Genomic DNA, 24,293 nt, shown 5'->3' with positions numbered 1-24,293 from the left:
TGTACAGGAGGGTTGACGCCGCGATTGGTCCATGCCATTTTCATCCCCGCACCGACTGGTAAGCCCGTGGCAGGTAACTGGTCAAGCGTGCTGGTCGTGTGTCGTGCTCCGTGTGCCGTCCGTCCCCAGCCCCAGAGGTGAACCGTGAAGTACCGCTCCCCGGCTCTGCTCGGCGCCATGCTGCTGAGCAGCGGGCTCATCGCATGCTCCTCTCCGGGCGGTCCGTCCGACGACGCCGCCGCCGGCAGGACCGTCCTCGACGTCTGGCTGATGCGGGACAGCGTCTCGGACGCCTTCCAGAAGGAGTTCGAGGCGGGCTTCGAGAAGGCCCACCCCGAGATCGACGTGAAGATCCAGATCCAGGAGTGGGACGGCATCGGCGAGAAGGTCACCGCCGCCCTGGCCAGCAACGACGCGCCCGACGTCATCGAGGTGGGCAACACCCAGGTCGCCCAGTACGCCCAGAGCGGCGGTCTGACCGACTTCACCGACAAGGTCGCCGAGCTCGGCGGGGACAGCTGGCTGAAGGGCCTCGCCGAGCCGGGCGCGTACGACGGCAAGCAGTACGGCATCCCGTACTACGCCGCCAACCGCGTGGTCGTGTACCGCACCGACCTCTTCCGGCAGGCCGGGGTCGACGCCACCACGATCAAGACGCGCGACCAGTGGATCGCGGCCACCGAGAAGCTCAACCGGGGCGGCACCCAGGGCATCTACCTGCCCGGCCAGAACTGGTACGCCCTGGCCGGCTTCGTCTGGGACGAGGGCGGCGACCTCGCCGTCCGGGAGGGCGGCGGCTGGAAGGGCGGCCTCGACAGCCCGGAGGCCCTGCGGGCCATGGCCTTCTACCAGCGGCTCCAGGCGCTCGGCAAGGGCCCCAAGGACTCCGACGAGGCCCAGCCGCTCCAGGCCGAGGTGATGGCCAAGGGGCAGATCGCCCAGATCATCGCCGCCCCGGGAGGCGCCGCCGTCGTCACCCAGAACAACCCCGAACTCAAGGGCAAGCTCGGATTCTTCCCCATCCCCGGCAAGACCGCGGACACCCCGGGCGCCGTCTTCACCGGCGGCTCCGACCTGGTCGTGCCCGCCGTCGCCGCGCACCAGAAGGAGGCGCTCACCTTCCTCCGCGAACTCACCGGCGACGCCTGGCAGAAGAAGCTCGCGCTTACCATGAGCTACGTGCCGAACCGGACCACCCTGGCCGGCGCCGTATCCGCCGACCCGGGCGCCGCGGCGATGGCGGTCGGCGCCGCCAACGGCCACGCCACGCCCAACACGCCCCAGTGGGCCGCCGTCGAGGCCAAGAACCCGATCAAGGACTACATGACGGCCGTGCTCACCGGCCGTGACGCGAGGTCCGCGGCCGCCACGGCGTCGCAGACCATCACCACCACCCTGAACAGCGGCTCCTGACCCCCGCCCCGCCGTCCCCCGACCGTCCGAGACGAGGAGGCGCCGTGTCGACCGTCCGAGAGCGGATCGCGCCCCGCTCCGCAACCCGCCGCCCGGCACGGCGCCCCGCCGGGACCGCCGCCCCGCACCGTACGAGCGGCGGATCGCCCTGGCCCTACCTGCTCATCGCCCCGGCCGTCCTGGGCATGCTCTACCTGCTGCTCTATCCGCTCGCCCGCGCGATCCTCATCTCGCTGCAGGACTTCCGGCTGCGCCAGCTCATCCTGGGCGACGCCGAGTTCGTGGGGCTGCGCAACTACCGCACCCTGCTGGCCGACCCCCGCTTCTGGGAGGTCGTACGGCGCACGTTCGTGTTCATGACGGTCAACGTGGTCGCCATCATGGTCCTCGCCACGCTGGCCGCCCTGATGATCGAGCGGCTGGGCCGGATCGGCCGGACGACGGTCCTCAGTTCCCTGGTGCTGGTCTGGGCGGTTCCCGTGGTGGCCGCCACCACCGTCTTCCAGTGGCTGTTCCACTCCGAGTTCGGCATCGTCAACGAGACCCTCACCGGCCTCGGCCTCGACTCCTTCGAGGGCTACGCCTGGTTCGCCCACGAGGGCGCCGCGTTCGCCATCGTCGTCGTCCTCGTCGTGTGGCAGTCCGTCCCGTTCGCGGCGATCACCCTCTACTCGGCCCTGACCACCGTCCCGGCCGAGCTGTACGAGTCGGCGCGGATGGACGGCGCCGGCGCCGCCCGCATCTTCCGCTCGGTGACCTTCCCCCTGCTCCGGCCGATCTTCATGCTCGTGGTGTCCCTGGAGGTCATCTGGACCTTCAAGGCCTTCGTCCAGATCTGGGTGATGACCCGCGGCGGCCCGGGCGACGCCACCACCATCCTGCCGGTGTACGCCGTGCAGACGGCGCTCTCCCAGCAGCGGTACGACCTCGGCTCCGCCGCCTCGATGCTCACGGTCCTGCTGATGAGCGGCGTGCTGGTCCTCTACTTCCGCCAGTTGTTCCGTCAGGAGGGCGAGAACCTGTGAGCACCGCTTCCACCACCGGAGCCCCCGTGGCGTCCCGGACCCCGCACCCCGCCCCTCACCCCTCCTCCCGCCGGGCCGCCGTCCGGCGCGCGGTCCGACGGCTCCCGCTGTGGAGCGGCGCCACCGTGACCGTGGTGAGCTGCCTCTTCCCCGTGTACTGGATGGTCGCCACCGCGCTCCGGCCCTCCCGCGACATCCAGTCCTACGAACCCCGGCTGCTGCCCCGGGAGTGGACGCTCGACCACTTCCGGCGGGCCGTCGACGCGGACGGCTTCGGCCTCTTCTGGCGCAACAGCATCCTGGTCACGCTGAGCGCCGTCCTCCTCGCGCTCCTCGTCGCCGTGGGCGCCGCCTACGCCGTGGCCCGGCTGCGGTGGCGCGGCCGGCGGCAGTTCATGCTGGCGGTCTTCATCGCCCAGATGGCGCCGTGGGAGTCGCTGATCATCCCCGTCTACATCATCTCCCGCGACACCGGCATGCTCGACCGGCTGCCCACCCTGACCCTCGTCTACTTCATGATCACCCTGCCGTTCACCGTCGTGGTGCTCCGCGGCTTCATCGCCGGCATCCCGCCCGAACTCGAGGAGGCGGCGCAGGTCGACGGCTGCACCCGGGTGGGCGCGTTCCGCAGGATCGCCTTCCCGCTCCTCGCGCCCGGCCTCATGGCCACCTCCCTGTTCGGGTTCATCACCGCCTGGAACGAGTTCACCTACGCCAACTTCCTGATCATCAAGCAGCAGGACAGCCGCACCCTGCCGGTCTGGCTCTCCTCCTTCCAGTCGACCTTCGGCACCGACTGGGGCGCCACCATGGCCGCCTCCACGCTCTTCGCCCTGCCCGCGCTGATCGTCTTCCTCGCCCTGCAGCGCCACGTGACCTCGGGCCTCGCGTCCGGAGGAGTCAAGGGCTGAGCCGCGCCCCGCCGTCCGTCCCGCGCCCCGCCGATCACCGGAGACCCGTCCCGTGGACCTGCCACGCCCCGAACTCGCCCTGGTACCCCGCCCCGGCAAACTCTCCCCGCGCCCCGGCCGGTTCCGTCTCGACGCCGGCACCCGGCTCCGCGTCACCCCCGGTGCCGAACCCGCCGCCGCCCTGCTGCGCGACTACCTCGAACCGCTCACCGGGCTCCGCCCCGCACACGCCGAGGACGGCACGTTCGTCCTCGCCGTCGACCCCACCCTCGCCGGCCTCGGCGAGGAGGGGTACGGGCTGACCGTCGGGCCGCACGGGGTCCTGCTCCGCGCGGCCGGGCCGACCGGCATGCTGCGCGGCGTCCAGACCCTCCGCCAACTGCTGCCCTACGAGGCCCTGTCCGGCGGACTCCGCGGCGCGGACCACTGGGAGCTGCCCGGTGTGGAGATCACGGACGTGCCGCACCGGCCCTGGCGCGGCGCCATGCTCGACGTCGCCCGCCACTTCCAGCCGGTCTCCTACCTCCGCCGCTACGTCGACCTCCTGGCCCTGCACAAGCTGAACGTGCTCCACCTCCACCTCACCGACGACCAGGGCTGGCGGATGCCGGTGGCCGCCCACCCGCGGCTCACCGAGGTCGGCGGCCGGCGGGCCGAGTCGATGGTCGGGCCGGCGGGCAGCGAGCGCTTCGACGGCCGGCCGCACGGCGGCTCGTACACCCGGGCCGAACTCGCCGGCCTCGTCGGGTACGCCGCCGCCCGCGGGGTGACCGTGCTGCCGGAGGTCGGGGTGCCCGGCCACGCCCGCGCCGCCCTCGCCGCGTACCCCGCCCTGGGCAACCGCCCCGAACGGCGGCTCGACGTCTGGACGCGGTGGGGCGTGTGCACCGACGTCCTCGGCGTCGGCGACCACGTCCTCGACTTCTTCCGCACGGTCCTGGACGAGGTGATGGACCTCTTCCCCTCCGCACACGTCCACATCGGCGGCGACGAGTGCCCCACCACCGAGTGGGAGGAGAGCCCGGAAGCCCGCGCCCGCGCCGCGCGCGAGGGTCTGTCCGGCCCCCGCGCCCTGCACGGCTGGTTCCTGGCGCGCATCGCCGAGCACGTGGTCCGGGCCGGCCGGCGACCGGTCGCCTGGGCCGAGACCGGGACCACGCTGCCCCTGGAGTGCACGGTGATGAGCTGGCGCGAACCCGCGCACGCCTGGGCGGCCGCCCGCCGCGGGCACCAGGTCGTCTACGCCGACCACCGCGCCACCTACCTCGACTACGCGCGCAGCGACGACCCCCGCGAACCCGCCGCCCAGCCGGGCGTGATCGTCGGCCTGCGCACCGTGCACGGCATGGACCTCACGCCCCCGGCCGCCGAACCGCACCTGGCCGAGCGGATCCTCGGCGCGCAGGGCCAGCTGTGGACCGAGTTCGTCACCACGCCCGCGCACATCGAGTACCTGAGCTTCCCCCGTCTGTGCGCGCTCGCCGAGCGGGCCTGGGGGGCCACGGCCGACTGGCCGGACTTCACCGCCCGGCTCACCGGGCACCGCGCCCGGCTGGACGCGCTCGGCGTCCCGCACGCCGTGCCACCGGACGCCGCCGTGCCCACGCCCGTGTGACACCGGCCTCCGCCGCGCCCGTATGCCCGGCCCCCCCGGCCCCACCCTCCGGCGATCCGCCGTGCACCACCCACCCCCGTCCTCCCGCACCGAGCGGGAGCCAACGAAAGGACACGGATGAGCACTCGCCCCCTCGGCCGCCGCACCCGCGCGGCCCTCGCCCTGACCGCCCTCGTGGGCAGCGCCGCGCTGGCCACCCTGCCCGTCACCACCGCCTCGGCCGCCGCCGACGGCCTGGCCGTCCAGTACCGCACCAGCGCCGGCGGGGCCACCGCCGACCAGAGCGAACCGTGGTTCAAGGTCCGCAACACGGGTTCCACCGGCGTCCAGTTGAGCCAGGTCAAGATCCGCTACTACTTCAAGGCGGACTCCCCGGGCGCCGCCTACCGCTTCGCCTGCTCGTGGGCCGTCCGCGGCTGCTCCTCCGTCACCGGCACCTTCGGCACCCTCGACCACCCCACCGCCACCGCCGACCGCTACCTGGAGATCGGGTTCACCCCGGGGGCGGGAACGCTCGCGCCCGGCGCCGACACCGGCGACATGCAACTGCGCTTCTACCAGTCCACCTGGCAGCCGCTGAAGCAGAGCGACGACTACTCCTTCGGCGGGGGCCGGACCGCGTACGCCGACTGGACCAAGGTCACCGCGCAGGTGAACGGCACGACGGTCTGGGGCGTCGCCCCCGAGGGCAACGACCCGACGGATCCGACCGACCCCACGGACCCGACCGACCCGCCGGGCGGCGGGCAGACCCTGTTCGACGACTTCAGCTACACCGCGCACACGGACCCCGCCGTCGCGGCGCACGGCTGGAGCGTCCGCTCCAACTCCGGCGGCCCGGGCGTACCCGGCGCCGTCTGGGACCCCTCGAAGGTCACCTTCGTGGACCAGGGCGGCAACAAGGTGATGAACCTGCGGACGTCCACCGCCGGGACGGGCGAGTCCACCCGGCACACCGAGGTCCTCACCCAGGCGACGAAGTTCCGGAACGGCACCTACGCGGCCCGGGTCAGGTTCTCGGACGCGCCGGTGTCCGGACCGGACGGCGACCACCTCGTCCAGACCTTCTTCACCATCAACGACCTCAAGGCGCCGATGGCCGACGACTACGCCGAGTACGACTTCGAGTACCTGCCCAACGGCGGCTGGGGCGAGCCCGCCAACATCCTCTACACGACCTCGTGGGAGACCTACAACCCCGACCCCTGGCAGGCCGTGAACCAGCACAGCGAGAGCAGGACGAGCTTCGCCGGCTGGCACGACCTCGTCGTGACCATCGACAACAACGCGATCACCTATTACGTCGACGGGCAGCAGTTCGGCACCCACGGCGCCCAGTACCTGCCCGAGCGGCCCATGTCGATCAACTTCAACCAGTGGCTGATCGACCTGAACGGCCAGACCTCGACCACCCCGCGCGCCTACGACCAGCAGGTCGACTACGTCCTGCACGTCAAGGACCAGGTCCTCACGCCGGCCCAGGTGGCCGCGAAGGTCGCCGGACTGCGGAGTGCCGGCACAGCCTTCGTCGACGAGGTCCCGGCCTCCTGACCCCTGGCACGACGAAGGCGCCTGCCGGGCCACGTGCCGGGCAGGCGCCTTCGTCGACGTCCCGGGGAGCGGCCCGCGCCCCTCCCCGGCGCGGGCCGGACCACTTCAGGCCATCAGGACCGAGTCGTCCTCGGGGCGCGCTCCCGGCAGCCGGTGGCGGGCGGCGATCAGCGCCGTGTCGACGTCCCTGGTACCGGTGGACACACACAGCGTGTACGCGAGGTCCTCCACGCGCCGACGCACCTCGGGGCTGCCGTTCTCCGCGTGCAGCATGCTCAGCGCCTCGTACTCCTCGACCAGCTTGCTCAGCACCACGGGATGGGCCATCAGCACAGTGGATCTCTCCTCGCCGCCTGGGCGCCGGCCGCCCGGCTCGGTGCGGCGCCTACCCCGGTTTTCCGGACGCATACCGTCGCGCGGGAACGTGACGCCCGCCACGTCGTGACGGCCGGATCCCCGGGAAACAGCGTGCTGACCGGAGGTTTCCGGCCGCTTGATCCGCCGCCGTTCCCCTCTGGCGATCACGGGGGAGTAGGCTCCTGTTGATTGTCGTACGGCAACGGTCGCGAGGCCGGAGACGTACGGGAGGGGTGACGGCCGGACCTGGGGCCGTCGGCAGCCGAGCCCCTTGGCAGGTGCCCGGCTAACCAGCGAGGATGAGCCATGTCCGAGACGACGATCGAGAGTCCCGCCGTGCCACGCCGGCGGAGAGCCGCAGCCGTGAGCGAGCCGGAGCTGCGACAGCTCCTGGCCGGCCTCACCGCCGTCCGGGACGGGGACTTCGGCACCCGGCTGCCCGACGAGGCGAGCGGCCTCATGGGCGAGATCTCCAGCGTCTTCAACGGCATGGTCGACCAGTTGTCCCTCTTCACCTCCGAGGTGACCCGGGTGGCCCGCGAGGTCGGCACCGAGGGCACGCTCGGCGGCCAGGCCGAGGTGCCCGGGGTCTCGGGCACCTGGGCGGACCTCACCGACTCGGTGAACGCGATGGCCGGCAACCTGACGACGCAGGTGCGTGACATCGCCCAGGTCGCCACGGCCGTCGCCAAGGGCGACCTGTCCCAGAAGATCGACGTGGACGCCCGCGGCGAGATCCTGGAACTCAAGAACACCATCAACACGATGGTCGACCAGCTGTCGGCGTTCGCCGACGAGGTCACCCGCATGGCCCGGGACGTCGGCACGGAGGGCATCCTCGGTGGTCAGGCGGACGTGAAGGGCGTGTCCGGCACCTGGCGCGACCTGACCGACTCGGTCAACTCCATGGCCGGCAACCTCACCGCCCAGGTCCGCTCCATCGCGCACGTCGCCACCGCCGTGGCCAAGGGCGACCTCTCGCAGAAGGTCGACGTGGACGCCCGCGGCGAGATCCGCGAGCTGAAGAACACCATCAACACGATGGTCGACCAGTTGTCGGCGTTCGCCGACGAGGTGACCCGGGTGGCCCGTGAGGTCGGCACCGAGGGCAACCTGGGCGGCCAGGCCACGGTCCGCGGTGCCTCGGGCACCTGGAAGGACCTGACCGACAACGTCAACGTGATGGCGTCGAACCTCACCGGCCAGGTGCGCTCGATCGCCCAGGTCGCCACCGCCGTCGCCCGGGGCGACCTGTCGCGCCGGATCACCGTGGAGGCGAAGGGCGAGGTCGCCGCGCTCGCCGACACCATCAACACGATGGTGGACACCCTGTCGGCGTTCGCCGACGAGGTGACCCGCGTCGCGCGCGAGGTCGGCACCGAGGGCCGCCTCGGCGGCCAGGCCCGGGTGCCGAACGTGGCCGGCACCTGGAAGGACCTGACCGACAACGTCAACTCCATGGCGAACAACCTCACCGGCCAGGTCCGCAACATCGCGCAGGTCACCACCGCCGTCGCCAACGGCGACCTGTCGAAGAAGATCGACGTGGACGCCCAGGGCGAGATCCTGGAGCTGAAGACGACCATCAACACGATGGTCGACCAGCTGTCCTCCTTCGCCGCCGAGGTCACCCGGGTCGCGCGCGAGGTCGGCAGCGAGGGCCGCCTCGGCGGTCAGGCCGAGGTCGAGGGCGTCTCCGGCACGTGGAAGCGGCTCACCGAGAACGTCAACGAGCTCGCCGGCAACCTCACCCGGCAGGTCCGCGCCATCGCCGAGGTCGCCAGCGCCGTCGCCGAGGGCGACCTGACCCGCTCGATCACCGTCGACGCCTCGGGCGAGGTCGCCGAGCTCAAGGACAACATCAACTCGATGGTCGGCTCGCTCCGCGAGACGACCCGCGCCAACCAGGAGCAGGACTGGCTCAAGTCCAGCCTGACCCGGATCTCCGAACTGATGCAGGGCCACCGCGACCTGGCCGTCGTCGCCGAGCTCGTCATGGACGAGCTGACCCCGCTCGTCTCCGCCCAGTACGGCGCCTTCTACCTCGCGCAGGAGGGGGAGGACGGCACCGAGCTCGTCCTCGTGGGCTCCTACGGCCGCCCCGCCGACAGCGACGGCCACAGCCGGTTCCGGCTGGGGGAGTCGCTCGTCGGACAGGCCGCCCGCAGCCGCCGGGTCATCGCGGCCGAGAACGTGCCCGGCGACTACGTCTCCATCTCCTCCGGCCTCGGGCGGACCACCCGCGGCAGCCTGGTCGTGCTGCCGATCGTCGTCGAGGACCAGGTCCTGGGCGTCATCGAGCTGATCTCCTTCACCCCGTTCACCTCCGTGCACCGGGACTTCCTCGCCCAGCTGATGGAGACCGTGGGCGTCAACGTCAGCACGATCGTCGCCAACGCCCGTACCGACGAACTCCTCGGCGAGTCCCAGCGGCTGGCCGACGAGCTGCGGGCGCGCTCCGAGGAACTCCAGGTGCAGCAGGACGAGTTGCAGCGCTCGAACGCCGAACTGGAGGACAAGGCGGCCCTGCTGGCCGCCCAGAACCGCGACATCGAGGCCAAGAACCTGGAGATCGAGCAGGCCCGCCAGGAGCTGGAGGAGCGTGCCCAGCAGCTCTCGCTGGCCTCGAAGTACAAGTCCGAGTTCCTGGCGAACATGAGCCACGAGCTGCGCACCCCGCTCAACAGCCTCCTCATCCTGGCCCAGTTGCTCGCCCAGAACCCGACCCGCAACCTCACGGCCAAGCAGGTCGAGTACGCCGGCATCATCCACTCGGCCGGATCCGACCTCCTGCAGCTGATCAACGACATCCTCGACCTGTCGAAGGTCGAGGCCGGCAAGATGGACCTCAACCCGGAGCGGGTCTCCCTGCGCCAGCTCCTCGACTACGTCGAGGCGACGTTCCGGCCGCTCACCACTCAGCAGAGCCTCGCCTTCACGATCTCCACCGCGCCCGGCGTGCCCGTCGACCTGTTCACCGACGACTCGCGCCTGAAGCAGGTCCTGCGCAACCTGCTGTCCAACGCCGTCAAGTTCACCGAACGCGGCAGCGTCGAGCTGCGGATCGAGCCGGCCGCCGACGACGAGCTGCCCGGCACGGTCCACCGCGGCGGCGCGGTGGTGGCCTTCCGGGTCAAGGACACCGGCATCGGCATCGCCGCACAGCACCTGGAGGCCATCTTCGGCGCCTTCCAGCAGGCGGACGGCACGACCAACCGCAAGTACGGCGGCACCGGGCTCGGCCTGTCCATCAGCCGCGAGATCGTCCACCTGCTCGGCGGCGCCCTGACCGCCGAGAGCGAGCCCGGCGAGGGCAGCACCTTCACGCTCTACCTGCCCGTGGCCCGAGCCGACTTCCAGGAGGAGTCCGCCCACGAGCCCCTCGACCGCGACGCCGCCGGAGAGCCGGAGGACGAGGCGGACACCCCGGCCCGCGCCGCCGCGCCCGTACCGGCGCCGGAGCGCCAGCCGCGGCGCCTCCTCGTGATCGAGGAGCGTCCGCGCGGCCTGCTGTCCCTCGTCGCCGAGAACGCCGTCGCCGAACTCGGTTCCGGGCGCAGCCCGCAGGACCGGGAGGACATCGAGGTCATCACGGCCGTCGGTCCGCAGGAGGCCGCGACCGCCCTGGCCACCCGGACCTTCCACTGCGTCGTCCTCGAGGTCGACATGGCCGAGGGCGAGGCACTGAACTTCCTGGACGCCGTCGACGGGGACCCGGCACTGCGCGGCGTCCCGGTCCTCGCCCACAACAACCGGCGGCTCGCCGCCGCCCACGAGCGGGCCCTCCAGGAGCGGGCCGAGCAGCGCCCGCTGGAACTCATCTCCAGCCTCGACGAACTGCGTGAGCGGATCGCCCTGCACCTCTCGGCCGACCAGCCGGGCGACGTCGTGCCGCTCCTCGGCGCGGAGCAGCGCGTCCCCGCCCCGCGGACCGTCGACCCCGGCCTGCACGGCCGCACCGTCCTCGTCGTCGACGACGACGCCCGCAACCTGTACGCCCTCAGCGGCATCCTGGAGCTGCACGGCATCAAGGTCCTGCACGCGGAGAACGGCCGCAAGGGGATCGACGCGCTCGCCGCGCACCCGGACATCGATCTGATCCTGATGGACGTGATGATGCCCGAGATGGACGGGTACACGGCGACCGCGACGATTCGCCAGATGCCCGCCCACGCCGACCTGCCGATCATCGCGGTCACCGCCAAGGCCATGCCCGGCGACCGGGAGAAGAGCCTGGCGTCCGGGGCCAGCGACTACGTCACCAAGCCGGTCGACGCCGACGACCTCATCGACTGCATCCGGCGGTGGCTGCGCGACGGATAGCCCGCGGGGCGCCGCCCGCCCCGTACCCCGCCCCGTCCGTCCGCGGCCCCAGGCCGTCGCATCCGAGGAGTCCCGCGCCATGAGCGCACCCCACCAGCACGGCGGCGCCCCCGCCGTCGGCCCCGACGGGGCCGAGGCCCCGACCGGCCGGGCAGGCGGACCCGGCCCCCTGGGCATCGAGTCCTCCGCGGGCAGGGCCGTCGACGGCCCCGTACCGGACCGCGCCGTTCCCGCTCCGACCCCCGGCCGGCCCGACGGCGCGACGCCCGGCCGGGGGTCCGCCGACGCCCCGTACGGCGACACCGTCGGGCGGCTGGCCGCGACGGTGGAACGGCTGCGCGGAGAGGTGAAGGCGGCGCACGCCGCGGCCGACGGGCGCGCACTGATCGAACTGGCCAAGGGCGTCCTCGTCGAACGCCTGCGGTGCGGCCCGGCGCAGGCCGCGCGCCAGCTCGCCGAACTCGCCGCCCAGGCCGGGCTGTCGCAGCTGGAGCTGGCCGCCGACATCGTCAACCAGGCCGCGCGCGACCAGGTCGCGGAGGTCGCCGACGACTTCGTCCGGCGTGCCGTCGACGAGTCCGGCACGGACGACGCCCCCGACGCGTCGGTCGCCGTGCGCCTGCGCACGGCCGAGAGCGCCGCGCTCAACGCCGGCGACACCCAGTCCGTCGCCGAATCCCTCCTGGAACACGCCCTCGCACCTCTGGGAGCCACCGCCGTCGCCGTCTGGACCGTCGGGCCCGACGCCTCGCTGACGCTCTGCGGCCACGCCGGCTTCGGAGCCGAGGAGTCCGAGCGCTGGCGCTACGTCCCGCCGGGTGTGGCCACGGTCGCCCGCCAGGCGCTCACCCGGCGCCGCACCGAATGGTTCCCTTCGCTCGAAGCCGCCGGCATCCCCTCGATCGGGCACACGCGTCACCCCGACGGCGCCCGGGTGGCCGTACCCGCCGGCACCGGCGGCCGGATACACGGCGTCCTGGAGATCTGCTGGCCCCGGCCGCTCCCGCCCCAGCCGCAGGCGGTGGAGCGCCAGATCGAGGCACTGGCCGAGCTGTGCGGCCACACGCTGGAGATCGCCTCCGCCCCGCCGGTCGCCGTCGTCCCGCGCCCCGCGACCGGCGTGTCCGAGCTCGTGGACCTCGCCGGCGGGCTCTACGACCCCGCACTCGTCCTCACCCCGTACCTGGATCCGGAGGGCCGCCTCAAGGACTTCTGGATCCGGCACGCCAACGAGCACTTCCAGGACCCCGCCGGCCGCCCCAGGAGCGCCGTCGACGGCGCGCTGCTCCTGGAGGCGTACCCCGCGGCGGCCGGCGAGGGCGAGCTGTTCGAACGGGTCGAGCGCGTCTACGCCACCGGCGAGCCGTTCCGCGCCCGGCGGGCCCGGGTGACGGCCCTCGTGGACCAGGTGCCGCTGGCGTCCGTCGCCGACCTGAGCATCAGCCGCCACGGCGACAGCGTCCTCCTCATCTGGCGCATCGAGGACGAGACCGCGCGCCTCGCCAGCCTGCTCCAGCACGCCCAGCGCCTCGGCCGCATCGGCGGCTTCGAGGAGCACGTGCTGACCGGCGAGATCACCTGGAACAGCCAGCTCTTCGACCTGTACGGCAGGGACCCCCGGGACACCCCCGTCTCGCTGCGGGACCTCGCCGCCCACGCCCATCCGGACGACTCCGTCGCCATCGGCCGTTTCCTGCAGGCCGTCCTGCACCACAGACGGGCGACCTCGACGGCCTTCCGGCTGCTCCGCCCGGACGGCGTGACCCGGCACATCCGGGTCATCGCCGAACCCGTCCTCGACCCCGACGACGCGCTCCTCGCCGTGCGGGGCGCCTACCAGGACATCTCCGCACAGCACTGGACCGAGGTCGCCCTCGCGGCCACCCGCGACCAGCTCGCCGTCACGGAGCAGGAGTCGGCCGAGCGCAACCGCCTGGCCCTCCAGTTGCAGCACGCCATCATGCCGCCCACCCGGGCCCCGCTCGACGCCCCCGGCCTGGACGTCGCGGTGCGCTACCGGCCGGCCGAGACGGAGTCCCTGGTCGGCGGCGACTGGTACGACGCCGTCGTACTCCCCTCCAAGAAGATCCTGCTGTGCGTCGGCGACATCGCCGGCCACGGCATCGAGGCCGCCACCGGCATGGTCGTCCTGCGCAACGCCCTGCGCGGCCTCGCGGTGACCGGGGCGGGGCCGGGACAGCTGCTCTCCTGGCTCAACATCGTCGCGCACCACCTCACCGAGCAGGTGACGGCCACCGTCGTCTGCGGCGTGTTCGATCCCGAGACCCGCGTCCTGCGCTGGGCCCGGGCCGGGCACCTCCCGCCGGTGCTGGTGCGCGGCGAGGAGGCGAGCACGCTCCCGATGCTCCGGGGGCTCCTCCTGGGCGCCCTCGCGGAGGCGGAGTACGAGGAGGCGGAGTGCCGGCTGGAGGCCGAGGACACGATCCTCATGTACACCGACGGCCTCGTCGAGCGCCGGGACACCTCCGTGCACGAGTCCCTGGCCCACCTCCTGGCCGCCGCGAAGGCGCCGGCGGACGGCCTCGAAGCCCGGCTGGACGCGCTGCTGACCGACAGCAGGTCCGACACCGACGACGACACCTGCCTGATCGGCGTGCGCGTCTCCTGACGGGGTAGGCGTCGGTAGATCTCCATCCACAGAAAGCAGGGAGTATGCCCGAGCGAGCAGTGAACCTGGACGTCGAGGTGGCCATTCGCGGCGCGGACACGGCGGTGCTGTCCGTAGGCGGCGAGCTCGACATCGAGACGGCCGACCTCCTCCACCAGCATCTGGCCGACCAGATCCTGCACGGCCGTCACCACGTCGTCCTCGACCTGTCCTCGCTCGAGTTCATGGACTCCTCCGGACTGAACGTGCTGATCAGGGCGGGGCGCTCGGCGCGGGACGCGCGGGGGGACATCCACCTCGTCGCGCCGACTCCCGCCGTACGGCGCATCCTGGAGATCACCGGACTGACCACGACGACCCCGCTCCACGCCGACGTGGAGCAGGCGCTCAGCGCGGCCGGCGGCGCGAGATAGCCGACCTCTGCCGCGCGGGCCCGGCACCCGGGACCGCGCGGCAGGGGTCCGTAAGCAGAGAAGAGGAAGAGAACAGCACGTGGACGAGATCGCCGCCGTCGAACCGGCTCTGCGCGAGGCCGCACCGCACCTCCTGCCGGCGGTCGTGCAGGACGCCCTGCGGAAGCACTACGGAGCGCGGCTCGCGGAACTGCGACTGGTCGACTACGGCCTGCGCTCCCTGCAACTCGTGCCCCCCACCCCGGACGCCGCCGCCGGCGACCCCGTGGCCGTCCACGACAGCCCGCAGGGACGGGCCTTCGGCTCGCAGGAGCCGCACGTCACCCGGCACGCCGACGCCGTCTCCGTACACCTCCCGGTCACCGTCCGCGGGGACCGGATGGGCGTCCTGACGGTGACCCTGCCGCCCGAGCGGGACCCCCTGCCCCTGCTGCCGGAACTGCTGCGCATCGCCGAGGCGCTCGGTCACGAGATCCTCGTCGCCGAGCGGGACACCGACCTGTACGCACTGGCCCGGCGGGCCACCCGGCTGACCCTCGCCGCCGAGATGCAGTGGCAGCTGCTGCCCGGACGGGCCTGCGCCCGCCCCGAGTTCGAGCTCGGCGCGCACCTGGAACCTGCCTACGCGATCTTCGGCGACAACTACGACTGGTCGGTCTCCGCCGACCACCTGACGCTGACCGTCACCAATGGCATGGGGGAGGGCATCGAGGCGGCCCTCCTGAGCAACCTCGCCGTCCACGCCCTGCGCAACGCCCGCCGCGCCGGGCTCGGCCTCGCCGACCAGGCGGCCCTCGCGGACCAGGCCGTGTACGGGCGGTACCGGGGCGCCGCCCACGTCGCCGTCCTGCTGCTGCGCTTCGCCCTCGACACGGGAGAGGTCGAGGTCGTCGACGCCGGCTCGCCCCGCCTGTGGCGCCTGCGGGACCGGTCCGTCGAGCCCGTCCCCTTCGAGGCCCAGCTCCCGCTGGGCATGTTCGAGGAGACGGACTACGTCGTCGAGCGCTTCTCGGTCCTGCCGGGCGACCGGCTGCTCTTCGGCAGCGACGGTGTGTACGACGCGCACTCGCCTGCCGGCGAGAGCTACGGCCAGCGGGCGCTGGCCCGCGCGCTCACGGCGACGAGGCTCCTGCCGCCCACCCAGGTGCCCGCGGCCCTGCTGCGCGAACTCGCCGCCCACCACGGCGACACACCCCTGGACGACGACGCCCTCGTGGTCTGCCTCGACTGGCACGGGCGACCGGCCGAGGTCAGGCCGATCGGGCGTCCTTGAGCGGCCTGCCCGGCCGTGGCGAGTGCCCGGCCTTCTCCCACGCCTCCTGGAATCCCGTCAGCCCCCGCAGGAGCGCCTTGCGGGTCGTCGGCGACATGGCGGTGATGACGCCCAGGAGGGACTCCTCCCGCTGGACCCGCAGGTCGCGCAGATACGCCTTGCCCGGACCGGTCAGGTGCAGTTCGAGCTGCCGCCGGCTCACCGGGCTCGGCAGCCGCTGCACGAACCCGAGCGCCTCCAGCCGGTCGCACATCCGGCTCACCGACGGCGGCGCGGAGCCGAGCAGTTCGCCCAGGGCGCGGAGGTTGATCCCCTCCTCGCGGTCCAGGCTGTACAGGACCCGCAGCTGGGAGGCCGATACGGGCGTGGGCGACACGGTGTCCCTGCCGCGCTCCCACAGCACCTCGAGCAGCTCGATGAGCTCCCGGGCGGACCGCGTCGTCTCCTCCGGCGTCCGCCGGGACGGGTCGGGGTTCTCGTCCATGGCCGATGGACTCCCTCCGTGTCGATCCGGGCCCACGGGTCGCCTTTCCCGCCCGTCCACCCTATCTTCGCGGCGGGGGAGAGAACCGACCGCGTACCTTCCCCGATGTCCGCGTCTTCGGATACAGGCGGTGTGGAACGCGTGCCTGGGGGAAAATGCGCAGGACGAGACGACACACAGAAAGCCGTGTGAGGAGGAGAGGCGTCGATGACGGACGCGATCGCCGCGGAGAACATGACCCGACGACCTGCCCGGTCGGCGAGCGTCGCGTACGACGGAACGGACGACATGATCGCGTCGGCACGCGACTTCGCCGCCGACTTCCTGTCCGCCGCGTCGTCGGCCGGGCACGCCGTGACCGGCGAGCGCATCGATCTGGCCCGCCTGGTGGTCAGTGAGCTGGTCACGAACGTGGTGCGGCACGCCCCGGGGCCCTGCCGGGTCCTGCTGGAGCTCTTCACGGACGCCGTGGAGATCTCGGTGTTCGACGGGCGTGAGGCGTCGCCGGTGCCCCGCGGCCATGACCCGGCGCGCGTCGGTCAGCACGGCGTCGAGATCGTCGTGGCCGTGTGCGAGAGCGTGAGCGTCGAGCCGCTGCCGTCGGGCAAGCGGGTCAGGGCGCGCCTCGCGCTGGTGTGAACCGCACCGGCCTCCGCTTTCGGCGGCGCCTCGCGAGGCGGGGCGGAAGCGGGGAAAAAAATTGTTCGAGATTCGTCGGCATGGGTCGGGGAAGTGGGGGTAGGCGACGCCTCCACGGGGCAGGAACAGTTGTCGAGGGGCAAGGGAGGGCATCGAAGTGCCGACTACGGTGACGACGCAGACGAGGGCTGGTGCGGAGGCGCGGGTGGGCAACCTGCCGCTGGTCGAGGCTCCCCGCAAGGTCGCCCCGACGGACGCACGCGAGCTGTCGAAGGTGTTCTTCGACGAACTGGCGGTACTGGAGGAGGGGACCCACGAGTACCAGTACGCCCGTAACACCCTGATCGAGATGAACATGTCGCTCGTGCGTTACGCGGCGGGTCGCTTCCGCGGCCGCGGTGACGACATGGAGGACATCGTCCAGGTCGGCACCATCGGCCTCATCAAGGCGATCGACCGCTTCGACCTCTCCCGGGAGGTGGAGTTCACCAGCTTCGCCGTCCCGTACATCGTGGGCGAGATCAAGCGCTTCTTCCGCGACACCTCCTGGGCGGTCCACGTGCCGCGCCGGCTGCAGGAGGCCCGGGTGGAGCTGGCCAAGGCGACCGAGGAGCTGAGCTCCCGGCTCGGCCGCGCCCCCCGCGTGGCGGAGCTGGCGGCCCTGATGAACCTCTCCGAGGACGAGGTGATCGAGGCCCGGCTCGCCTCCAACGGCTACAACTCCTCCTCGCTGGACGCCGTCGTGGGCGGCGGCGACGCCGAGGACGGCGATGCCGCGCTCGCCGACTTCATCGGCGTCGAGGACCCGGCGCTCGAACTCTTCGAGGACTTCCACACCCTGGCCCCGCTGCTCGTCCAGCTCGACGAGCGGGCCCGCCGCATCCTGCACCTGCGGTTCGTCGAGGAGATGACGCAGTCCGAGATCGGCAAGGAGCTGGGCATCTCCCAGATGCACGTCTCCCGGCTCCTCTCGCGCAACCTGCAGCGCCTGCGCGAGGGCATGCTGGGGCCGATCGGCGCCTGATCGTCCGGCACGGTACGGCGGCACCGGGAAGTGTTCCCGGTGCCGCCGTTCCGTCATGCGGCGGGCAGCCGGCTCGGCCCACCCGCGAGGTCGACGTGCAGGCCGTCCGGCCGGACCCGCAGCGAGGTGGCCCGGAGTCCGAGCGGGTACTCCTTCGGCGTGCCCGCCCGTGGTCCGGGGCCGTCCACCCCGAACCCGCCGCCCGCTCCGAGCCGGCCGACGGGGACGGAGCGCCCGAACACGGTGAGGCTCTCGACGGTGAACGTGACCTTCCCGTCCGCGAGCACGGGACGCAGCGTCAGCAGTCCCGCACCGCCGGGCCCCACGCCGGCGAGGACGGTGCCGCGCGCCGGGTCGGTGGCGACGCCGGACACCTGGACCGACGGCGCGGCGGCGCGCAGGGCGGCGGCGAGCGACTCCGTCGGCACGGTCACCTGGGCGCGGCTGCCGCTCACGGCGGGCTCACCCGCCAGCCGCACCCCGTCCAGCCGTAGCCGGACGCCGACCCGGGGGAGCGGCCCGAACGCGGCGTCGTCGCTGCCGACCCGGAGGCTCGGGATGGTCCGCCGGGCCAGGCCCCACAGAGCCCAGTCGCCGGCGGTGGACACCGTCACGTCGTCGCCGAGCGCGGGCGCGGCGCGCGCGATCCGGTCCCGGATCACGGCGCGGGCCGTGTACTCGGCCGCGCCCGCGGCCACGACGGCGAGCACCGCCACGACGGCCGTGAGCACCGGGACCAGGCGGCGGCGCGGGAGCGCGCGGAGCCGCGCCGGGAGGAGCCTCACCGCTCACCGCCCGGGGCGGTCGTGAGGACCGGGGCGGCCGCCGGCGGGTGCCCCGCGGCGGGCCCCTCGGGTTCGAGCCGCGGCAGGATGCGGTCGAGCGGCCCCGGGATCCACCAGTTGGCGCGGCCCAGCAGGTACATGGACGCCGGCACCAGAAGCAGGCGGACCACCGTGGCGTCGAGGACGACGCTGACGCCGAGGCCGAGCGCCAGCATCTTCACGGCGACGTTCGACGAGAGCAGGAACGCCAGGAACACGCTCGTCATGATCAGCGCGGCGCAGCTGATGACCCGGGCCGTGGCGGCGAGTCCGGTGACGACGGCCAGGTGGTCGTCCCGCTCCCGCAGCCACGACTCGCGGATGCGGGAGAGCAGGAAGACCTCGTAGTCCATGGAGAGCCCGAAGACGATCGCGAACATCATCATCGGCACGTAGGACTCGACGGGCACCTTCTCGGTGACGCCGAACAGCGCCCCGCCCCAGCCCCAGGAGAACACGGCGACGACAACTCCGTAGGCGGCGCACAGGGACAGCAGGTTGAGCAGGGCGGCCTTCAGGGCGATCAGCGGACTGCGGAACACCACGAGCAGGAGCAGGAACGCGCCGGCGACCACCACGCCGATGATCAGGGGCAGTTGCGTGACGAGCGTGTCGGTGAAGGTCTGCGCCGAGGCGGTCGCTCCGGTGACGTAGCCCGTCGCGCCGGTGCCCGCCAGCATCCGGGGAACCGTCGTGTCCTGCAGGGTGTGGACGAGTTCGGTGGTGGCCGCCTCCTGCGGTCCGGTGGCGGGGGTCACCTCGGTGACGAGCAGCACCCCGTCGCCGCTGGGCACCGGCGGCGTGACGGAGGCGACGCCGGGCACGTCGCTCAGCTCCCGCTGGACCGAGGCCCCGAGCGCGCGGCGTCCGGCACCGTCGGCGATCAGCCGGCTGTCGAGCTGGACGACGACGGTGAGCGGGCCGTTGGCGCCGGGGCCGAAGCCCTCCGTGATCAGGTCGTAGGCACGGCGGTCGGTCCGGTCGGTGGGCTGCGCCCCGGCGTCGACGTGGCCCAGGCGCAGGGAGGCGACCGGCACCGACAGGAGGCCGAGCAGCAGCGCGCCGGCGCTCAGCCAGAGCCAGGGGCGCCGGCTCACCCGGAGCGCCCAGCGGTGCCACACGTCCGACGCGCCGGTGGGCTCGGCGACCGGCCGCCGCACGTGGAGGCGGTCGATGCGGTGGCCGATCAGGCCCAGCAGCGCGGGGGTCAGGGTCACGGAAGCGGCCGCGGCGACCACGACGCCGAGCCCGGCCGCCAGGCCGAGGGTGCCGATGAACCCCACCCCGGACACCCCGAGCCCGCCCAGGGCCAGGGCGACGGTGGCGGCGGCGACGAGCACGGCCCGGCCGCTGGTGGCGACCGCGCGTCCGACGGCCTCGTCGGGTTCCGTGCCCGCCTGGAGCATGGCCCGGTACCGGGTGGCGAGGAAGAGCGCGTAGTCGATGCCGACTCCCAGGCCCATCATCGCCGCCAGGGTGGGGGCCGCCTGGGCGAAGTCGACGGGTCCGGCCAGCAGCCCGAGTCCGGCCAGGGCGACGGCGAGACCGAGCACGGCCGTGAGGAGCGGCAGGGCGGTGGCCAGGACGCTGCCGAAACCGATCAGCAGCACGAGCACGGCGACGCCCAGACCGATCGCCTCCGACGCCCGGTCGGCGGAGCGCGGTGTCGCGAGCTGCCCGAGCGGGGCGCCGTACTCGACGGTGACGTGGTCGGCGCGCAGCGGCCGGACGGCGCCGTCGACCCCGGCGAGGTAGGAGGGGTCGAAGCCCGCCGGGTTGTCGCGGAAGCGGACCGTGATCTCGGCGACGGCTCCGTCGGCGGAGACCGCTCCCGGGGTGGTGAGCGGGTCGGCCACCGACAGGACGCCCGGCAGGCGTTCGAGGTCCCGGACGGCCGCCTCGATCGCCGCCCGGTGTCCGGTGACGGCACCCCGCTCGGAGCGCAGTACGACGGACGAGGCCGTGCCGCCGGCCGTACCGGTGTGGGCCTGGAGCAGGTCGGCGCCGGTCTGGGTACGGGTGCCCGGCAGGGAGAAGCTGTCCGCGAAGGCCCCGCCCCAGGCGCGGTCGGCCGCCCCGAGGGCGAGCAGGAGGAGGACCCAGAGGGTCACCACGTGCCAGGCACGGCGCGCGCACCAGCGCCCGCTCCGGTACAGGAGTCCGGGCGTCTCGGTCGATGAACTGTTCATGGCGCCTCACGGTGCCCGGCGCGGGTAAGGCGTCCGTCGGCACCTTGTTCGGGGAAGGTACGGGCGGTGAGGTCGGTCGGTGCGGCGGGCGGCCGGGGCGTGCCGGGCCGCCCCGCTCCGTGCCGGGCGCTCAGGACGCGCCGGGCGTCGGCGGCAGGGTGACGGTGAAGCAGGCACCGCCCTCCGGCCCGTGGCCCTCGACCCGGAGGGAGCCGCCGAGGCGGCCGGTCAGGCGGCGGGCGACGGCCAGCCCCAGGCCGCTGCCGACCGGCCGGGTGTCGCGGTAGCGGGCGTGCAGGACGCCCGGCTCGAAGGCGACGCGCACGTCGTCCCCGGTGAGTCCGGGGCCGCCGTCACGGACCTGGATCAGGGCCCCGCCGTCCGCCGCCGCCCGGACGGCGAGCACCACGGGCGCCCCCTCGGGCGTCACCCGCAGCGCGTTCTGCAGCAGCCCGTCGATCAGCTGCCGGACCCGGAAGGCGTCCGTCTCGACGACGACGGGCGGCTCCGGCCGCTCGCATCGCAGGTCCACGTCCCGGCGGGCGCAGGGCCCGGTCCAGAACACGGCGGCCTCGCCGACGACCGCGCCCAGGTCGGACGGCGCCATGTCGAGGCGGAAGTCGTCCGCCTCCAGCCGGGCCAGGTCCAGCAGGTCCGCCAGGAAGCGGTCCAGCCGCCGTGTCTCGTCCGCGAGGACGGCCCCGACCTCGGGCACCCGCTCCGGCTCGATCAGCCCGTCCGCGAGCGCCTCCGCGTACCCCTGCAACGCGGTCAGCGGGGTGCGCAGGTCGTGGGAGACGGAGAGGAGGAACTCCCGCTGCCGGTTCTCGCTGTGCGCGAGCGCCTCGTCCAGGACGTTCAGGGCCCGCCCGATCTCCGCGGTCTCGCGGGGGCCGTCGACCGGCGCCGGCACGCCGCGTTCGCCGGCGGCGAGCCGGTGCGCGATCCCCGCGGCCCGGACGAGCGGCCGGCCGATCCGGCGCGCCAGCAGCGCCCCGGCCAGCCCGGCCCCGAGCATGCCGACGACCAGGGGCACGAGCACGTTGCGGCGGACCCGGTTCGTGTTCTCGGTGACGATCGCGTACGGCTCGGTCAGCACGACCGCTCCTCCGCGGACGCCGGGCCGTCCCACCAGCAGCACGTCCTGGCCGCCGAGGATCCCGTGGCCGGCGACCGGCTCGCCGGCCAGCAGGGACGCCTTCGACGCGGTGTCGACGGCCGGTGTGGCGGTGCCGCTCACCGTGCCGTCGGGGGCGATGACCGCCAGCTGCACCCCGTCCGGGCCTCCCAGTACCTGGGCGCCGTGGAACAGCGCCTCCGACAGGGCGGGCAGCCGGCTCAGGACCGTCGCCTGACGCGCCAGCCGCTCCCGCTCCCGCTCCTCGGCGCCCCGCGCGGCCGTCTGCCAGGCGACGATCCCGGTCAGTGTCACCGCGAGCGCGGCCACCACGGTGGTGAGCAGCACGAGCCGGCGGGCGAGCGAGGCCCGGCGGGCGCCGGTGCCGGACCCCTTCACCCGCCGGGCGCCGTCGCGCGGTACCCGACCCCGCGGACCGTACGGATGGGGCTGGCGTCACCGAGCTTGGCACGCAGCTGCGAGACGAAGACGTCGACCATCCGGGTGTCGCGGTAGCCCGCGTACCCCCACACCTCCGCCAGGAGCCGGTCGCGGGTGAGGACCTGGCCCAGGTGCCGGAGCAGGTGCGCGAGCAGGTTGAACTCGGTGGCGGTGAGGTCGACCGGCTCGCCGTCGCGGTGGACGGTGCGGGCGGCCGGATCCAGGCTGAGGCGGCCGACGCGCTGCGGCGCCGCCCCGCCCGGCGGCCCCGCGGCCCGGCGCAGGACGGTCTTGACACGGGCGACCAGCTCGCGCGGCGAGAACGGCTTCGTCAGGTAGTCGTCCGCGCCCAGTTCCAGGCCGAGGATCCGGTCGGCCTCCTCGTCCCGCGCGGTGACCAGGAGGACGGGCGTCCAGTCGCCGGCCTCCCGCAGCGCCCGGCAGAAGGTGATGCCGTCGATGCCGGGCAGGCCGATGTCCAGCACGATCGCCACCGGACGCATCCGCCGCGCGGCCGCGAGCCCGGCCGTCCCGTCCGCCTCCACGTGGACGCCGAAGCCCTCGCGGACCAGATAGAGCCGCTGCACATCGGAGATGTGGCGCTCGTCCTCGACGATCAGTACGAGGCCCCTGGACTCCGTCATCTCTGCCTCTCAGGTGCGGTAAGCCTCGTCGATGCTAACCGCACGGATCCGGCCTCCGACGGGCTGCCGCCCCTCCCGTACGTTCCCCGAACATCCGGCGACGGCGCGGCTCCGCGGGCATGGGATCGCGGAGCGGGGGAACGCGAACGTCCGTGGCGCCTCCGCCGCCGAGGAGAAGGCGGCGGGCGAATCGACCGCACCATGACGTGGAAGGAAGCGAACGGATGACCGACAAGAGTCTGTGGGCCTACGGCGACACCTCCGGCCACGCCGCCGGCGCGATGCTGAGCGGATACAAGGTCGAGGCGCTGGACGGCTCCATCGGCAAGGTCGACGAGCACTCCGACGAGCTCGGCTCCGCCTGGATCGTCGTCGACACGGGCATGTGGATCTTCGGCAAGGAGGTTCTGCTGCCGGCCGGGACCGTGACCCGGATCGACCCCGACGAGCGGGTGGTGCGCCTGAACCGCACGAAGGAGGAGATCCGCAACGCTCCCGAGTTCGTGCGCGAGCGGCACCTGGAGGACCTGGAGTACCGGCGGATGCTGAGCGGACACTACGGCGGCCCGCAGGCCTGACGGCGGACCGCGGCCCCCGGCGAGGGGCACGGGGCGGGGGAGGTCACTGCGGCCTCCTCCGCCCCTCGTGTGTCAACTCCCTTGTGATCAGGCTTGGTTGAGGCATGGACTTTCACAAGGCGGGCACCCGGAGTACATGCGAGCAGAAGATGATGAGACATCACCGCGCAAGGCTTCGGCCCGTGGTCGGGCGGCCCGCTGGCCCGCCGTCGCCGTCGCTCTCCTCGCGCTGGCCCTGGCGGTGGTCCTTCTCGGGCGGTTCAGCCTGCTGCCCGGCCTCGGCGACGTGTTCGGCGTGGACACGAAGGACCGCTCCGGCCCCGCGCTGCTCAAGTCGATCCAGGACATGCACCGCTACGAAGGAGCCGCGGGCAACTTCCAGGTCGTGGTCGACCTGGAGAAGGACGCCCGTTTCCTGCCGGACTCGATCCGCGGCACCCGCACGCTCTACGTGGCGAGCGGCACCGTGGGCGCGTACGTGGACCTCGGCGGCATCGGTCAGGACAGCGTCACCGTCGACGCCGAGCGCACCACGGCCACCCTGCGCCTGCCGCACGCGCGACTGGCCGACCCCGCCCTCGACCCGGAGAGGTCGTACGCGGTCTCCAAGCAGCGGGGACTCCTGGACCGGCTGGGCGACCTCTTCTCCGACAACCCGAACGACGAGCGGGCCGTGCACGTGCTCGCGGCCCAGCGCATCGGCGACGCCGCCAAGGAGAGCGACCTGCCGCTGCGGGCCGAGAAGAACACCACGTCCATGCTCCAGGGCCTGCTGCGCGCCCTGGGCTTCGAACGGGTCACCGTGACCTACGTCTGACCCCGCACGGACGACGGTGCCCGGCC

The 24,293-nt window shown here is 73.2% G+C and carries 19 protein-coding genes; 13 read left to right on the top strand and 6 right to left on the bottom strand.

Annotation, left to right across the window (positions count from 1 at the left end; all coding sequences use genetic code 11):
• The first annotated feature begins 144 nt into the window (after positions 1 to 144).
• The 5 genes from ACE1OA_RS03600 to ACE1OA_RS03580 all read left to right on the top strand — a co-directional run bounded on the left by ACE1OA_RS03600 (position 145) and on the right by ACE1OA_RS03580 (position 6,515).
• Entirely contained in the window at positions 145 to 1,413 is a 1,269-nt protein-coding gene (locus ACE1OA_RS03600; RefSeq protein WP_432752251.1) for an extracellular solute-binding protein, read from the top strand.
• Positions 1,414 to 1,457: 44 nt separating this feature from the next.
• Entirely contained in the window at positions 1,458 to 2,438 is a 981-nt protein-coding gene (locus tag ACE1OA_RS03595; protein ID WP_432752250.1) for a carbohydrate ABC transporter permease, read from the top strand.
• A gap of 26 nt (positions 2,439 to 2,464) precedes the next feature.
• The gene (locus tag ACE1OA_RS03590) at positions 2,465 to 3,349 is read left to right on the top strand and encodes a carbohydrate ABC transporter permease (protein ID WP_432754030.1); all 885 of its coding nucleotides are present in this window, start codon (positions 2,465 to 2,467) and stop codon (positions 3,347 to 3,349) included.
• A 52-nt stretch (positions 3,350 to 3,401) separates the two neighbouring features.
• Positions 3,402 to 4,964 carry a beta-N-acetylhexosaminidase gene (locus tag ACE1OA_RS03585; protein WP_356774343.1) on the top strand — a complete coding sequence of 521 codons (1,563 nt, stop codon included), beginning with the start codon at positions 3,402 to 3,404 and terminating at the stop codon, positions 4,962 to 4,964.
• A gap of 117 nt (positions 4,965 to 5,081) precedes the next feature.
• Positions 5,082 to 6,515: a cellulose binding domain-containing protein gene (locus ACE1OA_RS03580; protein WP_432752249.1), complete on the top strand. Its 1,434-nt coding sequence runs from the start codon at positions 5,082 to 5,084 to the stop codon at positions 6,513 to 6,515.
• Positions 6,516 to 6,620: 105 nt separating this feature from the next.
• Here the strand turns inward: ACE1OA_RS03580 and ACE1OA_RS03575 are convergent, their stop codons facing one another.
• Positions 6,621 to 6,848 carry a DUF5133 domain-containing protein gene (locus tag ACE1OA_RS03575; RefSeq protein ID WP_356601971.1) on the bottom strand — a complete coding sequence of 76 codons (228 nt, stop codon included), beginning with the start codon at positions 6,846 to 6,848 and terminating at the stop codon, positions 6,621 to 6,623.
• A 330-nt stretch (positions 6,849 to 7,178) separates the two neighbouring features.
• Here ACE1OA_RS03575 and ACE1OA_RS03570 point away from each other — a divergent pair, with 330 nt between their 5' ends.
• The 4 genes from ACE1OA_RS03570 (at position 7,179) to ACE1OA_RS03555 (ending at position 15,510) form a co-directional block, all read left to right on the top strand.
• Entirely contained in the window at positions 7,179 to 11,195 is a 4,017-nt protein-coding gene (locus ACE1OA_RS03570) for a HAMP domain-containing protein (protein ID WP_386545545.1), read from the top strand.
• A 79-nt stretch (positions 11,196 to 11,274) separates the two neighbouring features.
• Positions 11,275 to 13,824, top strand: coding sequence for a SpoIIE family protein phosphatase (locus ACE1OA_RS03565; RefSeq protein ID WP_432752248.1), 2,550 nt, complete (start codon positions 11,275 to 11,277; stop codon positions 13,822 to 13,824).
• A 44-nt stretch (positions 13,825 to 13,868) separates the two neighbouring features.
• Entirely contained in the window at positions 13,869 to 14,237 is a 369-nt protein-coding gene (locus ACE1OA_RS03560) for an STAS domain-containing protein (protein ID WP_147975885.1), read from the top strand.
• A gap of 79 nt (positions 14,238 to 14,316) precedes the next feature.
• Positions 14,317 to 15,510 carry a PP2C family protein-serine/threonine phosphatase gene (locus tag ACE1OA_RS03555; RefSeq protein WP_386545539.1) on the top strand — a complete coding sequence of 398 codons (1,194 nt, stop codon included), beginning with the start codon at positions 14,317 to 14,319 and terminating at the stop codon, positions 15,508 to 15,510.
• Here the strand turns inward: ACE1OA_RS03555 and ACE1OA_RS03550 are convergent.
• Positions 15,488 to 15,994, bottom strand: a complete 507-nt coding sequence (locus ACE1OA_RS03550; protein ID WP_356601980.1) for a MarR family winged helix-turn-helix transcriptional regulator — start codon at positions 15,992 to 15,994, stop codon at positions 15,488 to 15,490. The two genes, ACE1OA_RS03555 and ACE1OA_RS03550, sit on opposite strands and share 23 nt — an antisense overlap.
• Positions 15,995 to 16,201: 207 nt before the next feature.
• On the opposite strand from ACE1OA_RS03550, the gene ACE1OA_RS03545 reads away from it, so the two are divergent.
• Together ACE1OA_RS03545 and ACE1OA_RS03540 are read left to right on the top strand one after the other, a co-directional pair.
• A complete protein-coding gene (locus tag ACE1OA_RS03545) occupies positions 16,202 to 16,633 on the top strand; it encodes an ATP-binding protein (RefSeq protein ID WP_432752247.1) in 432 nt (143 codons plus the stop codon).
• A 169-nt stretch (positions 16,634 to 16,802) separates the two neighbouring features.
• Entirely contained in the window at positions 16,803 to 17,657 is an 855-nt protein-coding gene (locus tag ACE1OA_RS03540) for an RNA polymerase sigma factor SigF (RefSeq protein WP_386545534.1), read from the top strand.
• A 53-nt stretch (positions 17,658 to 17,710) separates the two neighbouring features.
• On the opposite strand, the gene ACE1OA_RS03535 is transcribed toward ACE1OA_RS03540, so the two are convergent.
• The 4 genes from ACE1OA_RS03535 to ACE1OA_RS03520 all read right to left on the bottom strand — a co-directional run bounded on the left by ACE1OA_RS03535 (position 17,711) and on the right by ACE1OA_RS03520 (position 22,872).
• On the bottom strand, positions 17,711 to 18,442 hold the full coding sequence (locus ACE1OA_RS03535; protein ID WP_432752246.1) for an LmeA family phospholipid-binding protein: 732 nt from the start codon (positions 18,440 to 18,442) through the stop codon (positions 17,711 to 17,713).
• The gene (locus ACE1OA_RS03530; protein WP_432752245.1) at positions 18,439 to 20,670 is read right to left on the bottom strand and encodes an MMPL family transporter; all 2,232 of its coding nucleotides are present in this window, start codon (positions 20,668 to 20,670) and stop codon (positions 18,439 to 18,441) included. Before ACE1OA_RS03530 ends, ACE1OA_RS03535 begins: the two co-directional genes overlap by 4 nt.
• Before the next feature lie 130 nt (positions 20,671 to 20,800).
• Complete coding sequence (locus tag ACE1OA_RS03525) at positions 20,801 to 22,186, bottom strand: HAMP domain-containing sensor histidine kinase (RefSeq protein WP_384868071.1); 1,386 nt, start codon at positions 22,184 to 22,186, stop codon at positions 20,801 to 20,803.
• A complete protein-coding gene (locus tag ACE1OA_RS03520; RefSeq protein WP_384868069.1) occupies positions 22,183 to 22,872 on the bottom strand; it encodes a response regulator transcription factor in 690 nt (229 codons plus the stop codon). Before ACE1OA_RS03520 ends, ACE1OA_RS03525 begins: the two co-directional genes overlap by 4 nt.
• Before the next feature lie 224 nt (positions 22,873 to 23,096).
• Here ACE1OA_RS03520 and ACE1OA_RS03515 point away from each other — a divergent pair, with 224 nt between their 5' ends.
• The gene (locus ACE1OA_RS03515) at positions 23,097 to 23,450 is read left to right on the top strand and encodes a PRC-barrel domain containing protein (protein WP_356601992.1); all 354 of its coding nucleotides are present in this window, start codon (positions 23,097 to 23,099) and stop codon (positions 23,448 to 23,450) included.
• A gap of 136 nt (positions 23,451 to 23,586) precedes the next feature.
• A complete protein-coding gene (locus ACE1OA_RS03510; RefSeq protein WP_361314776.1) occupies positions 23,587 to 24,267 on the top strand; it encodes a DUF4230 domain-containing protein in 681 nt (226 codons plus the stop codon).
• The last annotated feature ends 26 nt before the right edge of the window (positions 24,268 to 24,293 follow it).

The sequence above is a fragment of the Streptomyces sp. JL2001 genome (assembly GCF_050917515.1).
Classification (GTDB): Bacteria; Actinomycetota; Actinomycetes; order Streptomycetales; family Streptomycetaceae; genus Streptomyces.
This window is presented reverse-complemented; position numbering and strand designations above follow the sequence as displayed.

Bases quoted from the DNA above. Each gene is read 5' to 3' on its own strand.
- ACE1OA_RS03580 (WP_432752249.1), top strand. From the start codon at position 5,082: ATGAGCACTCGCCCCCTCGGCCGCCGCACCCGCGCGGCCCTCGCCCTG.
- ACE1OA_RS03570 (WP_386545545.1), top strand. From the start codon at position 7,179: ATGTCCGAGACGACGATCGAGAGTCCCGCCGTGCCACGCCGGCGGAGA.
- ACE1OA_RS03565 (WP_432752248.1), top strand. From the start codon at position 11,275: ATGAGCGCACCCCACCAGCACGGCGGCGCCCCCGCCGTCGGCCCCGAC.
- ACE1OA_RS03560 (WP_147975885.1), top strand. From the start codon at position 13,869: ATGCCCGAGCGAGCAGTGAACCTGGACGTCGAGGTGGCCATTCGCGGC.
- ACE1OA_RS03550 (WP_356601980.1), bottom strand. From the start codon at position 15,994: ATGGACGAGAACCCCGACCCGTCCCGGCGGACGCCGGAGGAGACGACG.
- ACE1OA_RS03545 (WP_432752247.1), top strand. From the start codon at position 16,202: ATGACGGACGCGATCGCCGCGGAGAACATGACCCGACGACCTGCCCGG.
- ACE1OA_RS03530 (WP_432752245.1), bottom strand. From the start codon at position 20,670: ATGAACAGTTCATCGACCGAGACGCCCGGACTCCTGTACCGGAGCGGG.
- ACE1OA_RS03520 (WP_384868069.1), bottom strand. From the start codon at position 22,872: ATGACGGAGTCCAGGGGCCTCGTACTGATCGTCGAGGACGAGCGCCAC.
- ACE1OA_RS03515 (WP_356601992.1), top strand. From the start codon at position 23,097: ATGACCGACAAGAGTCTGTGGGCCTACGGCGACACCTCCGGCCACGCC.
- ACE1OA_RS03510 (WP_361314776.1), top strand. From the start codon at position 23,587: ATGCGAGCAGAAGATGATGAGACATCACCGCGCAAGGCTTCGGCCCGT.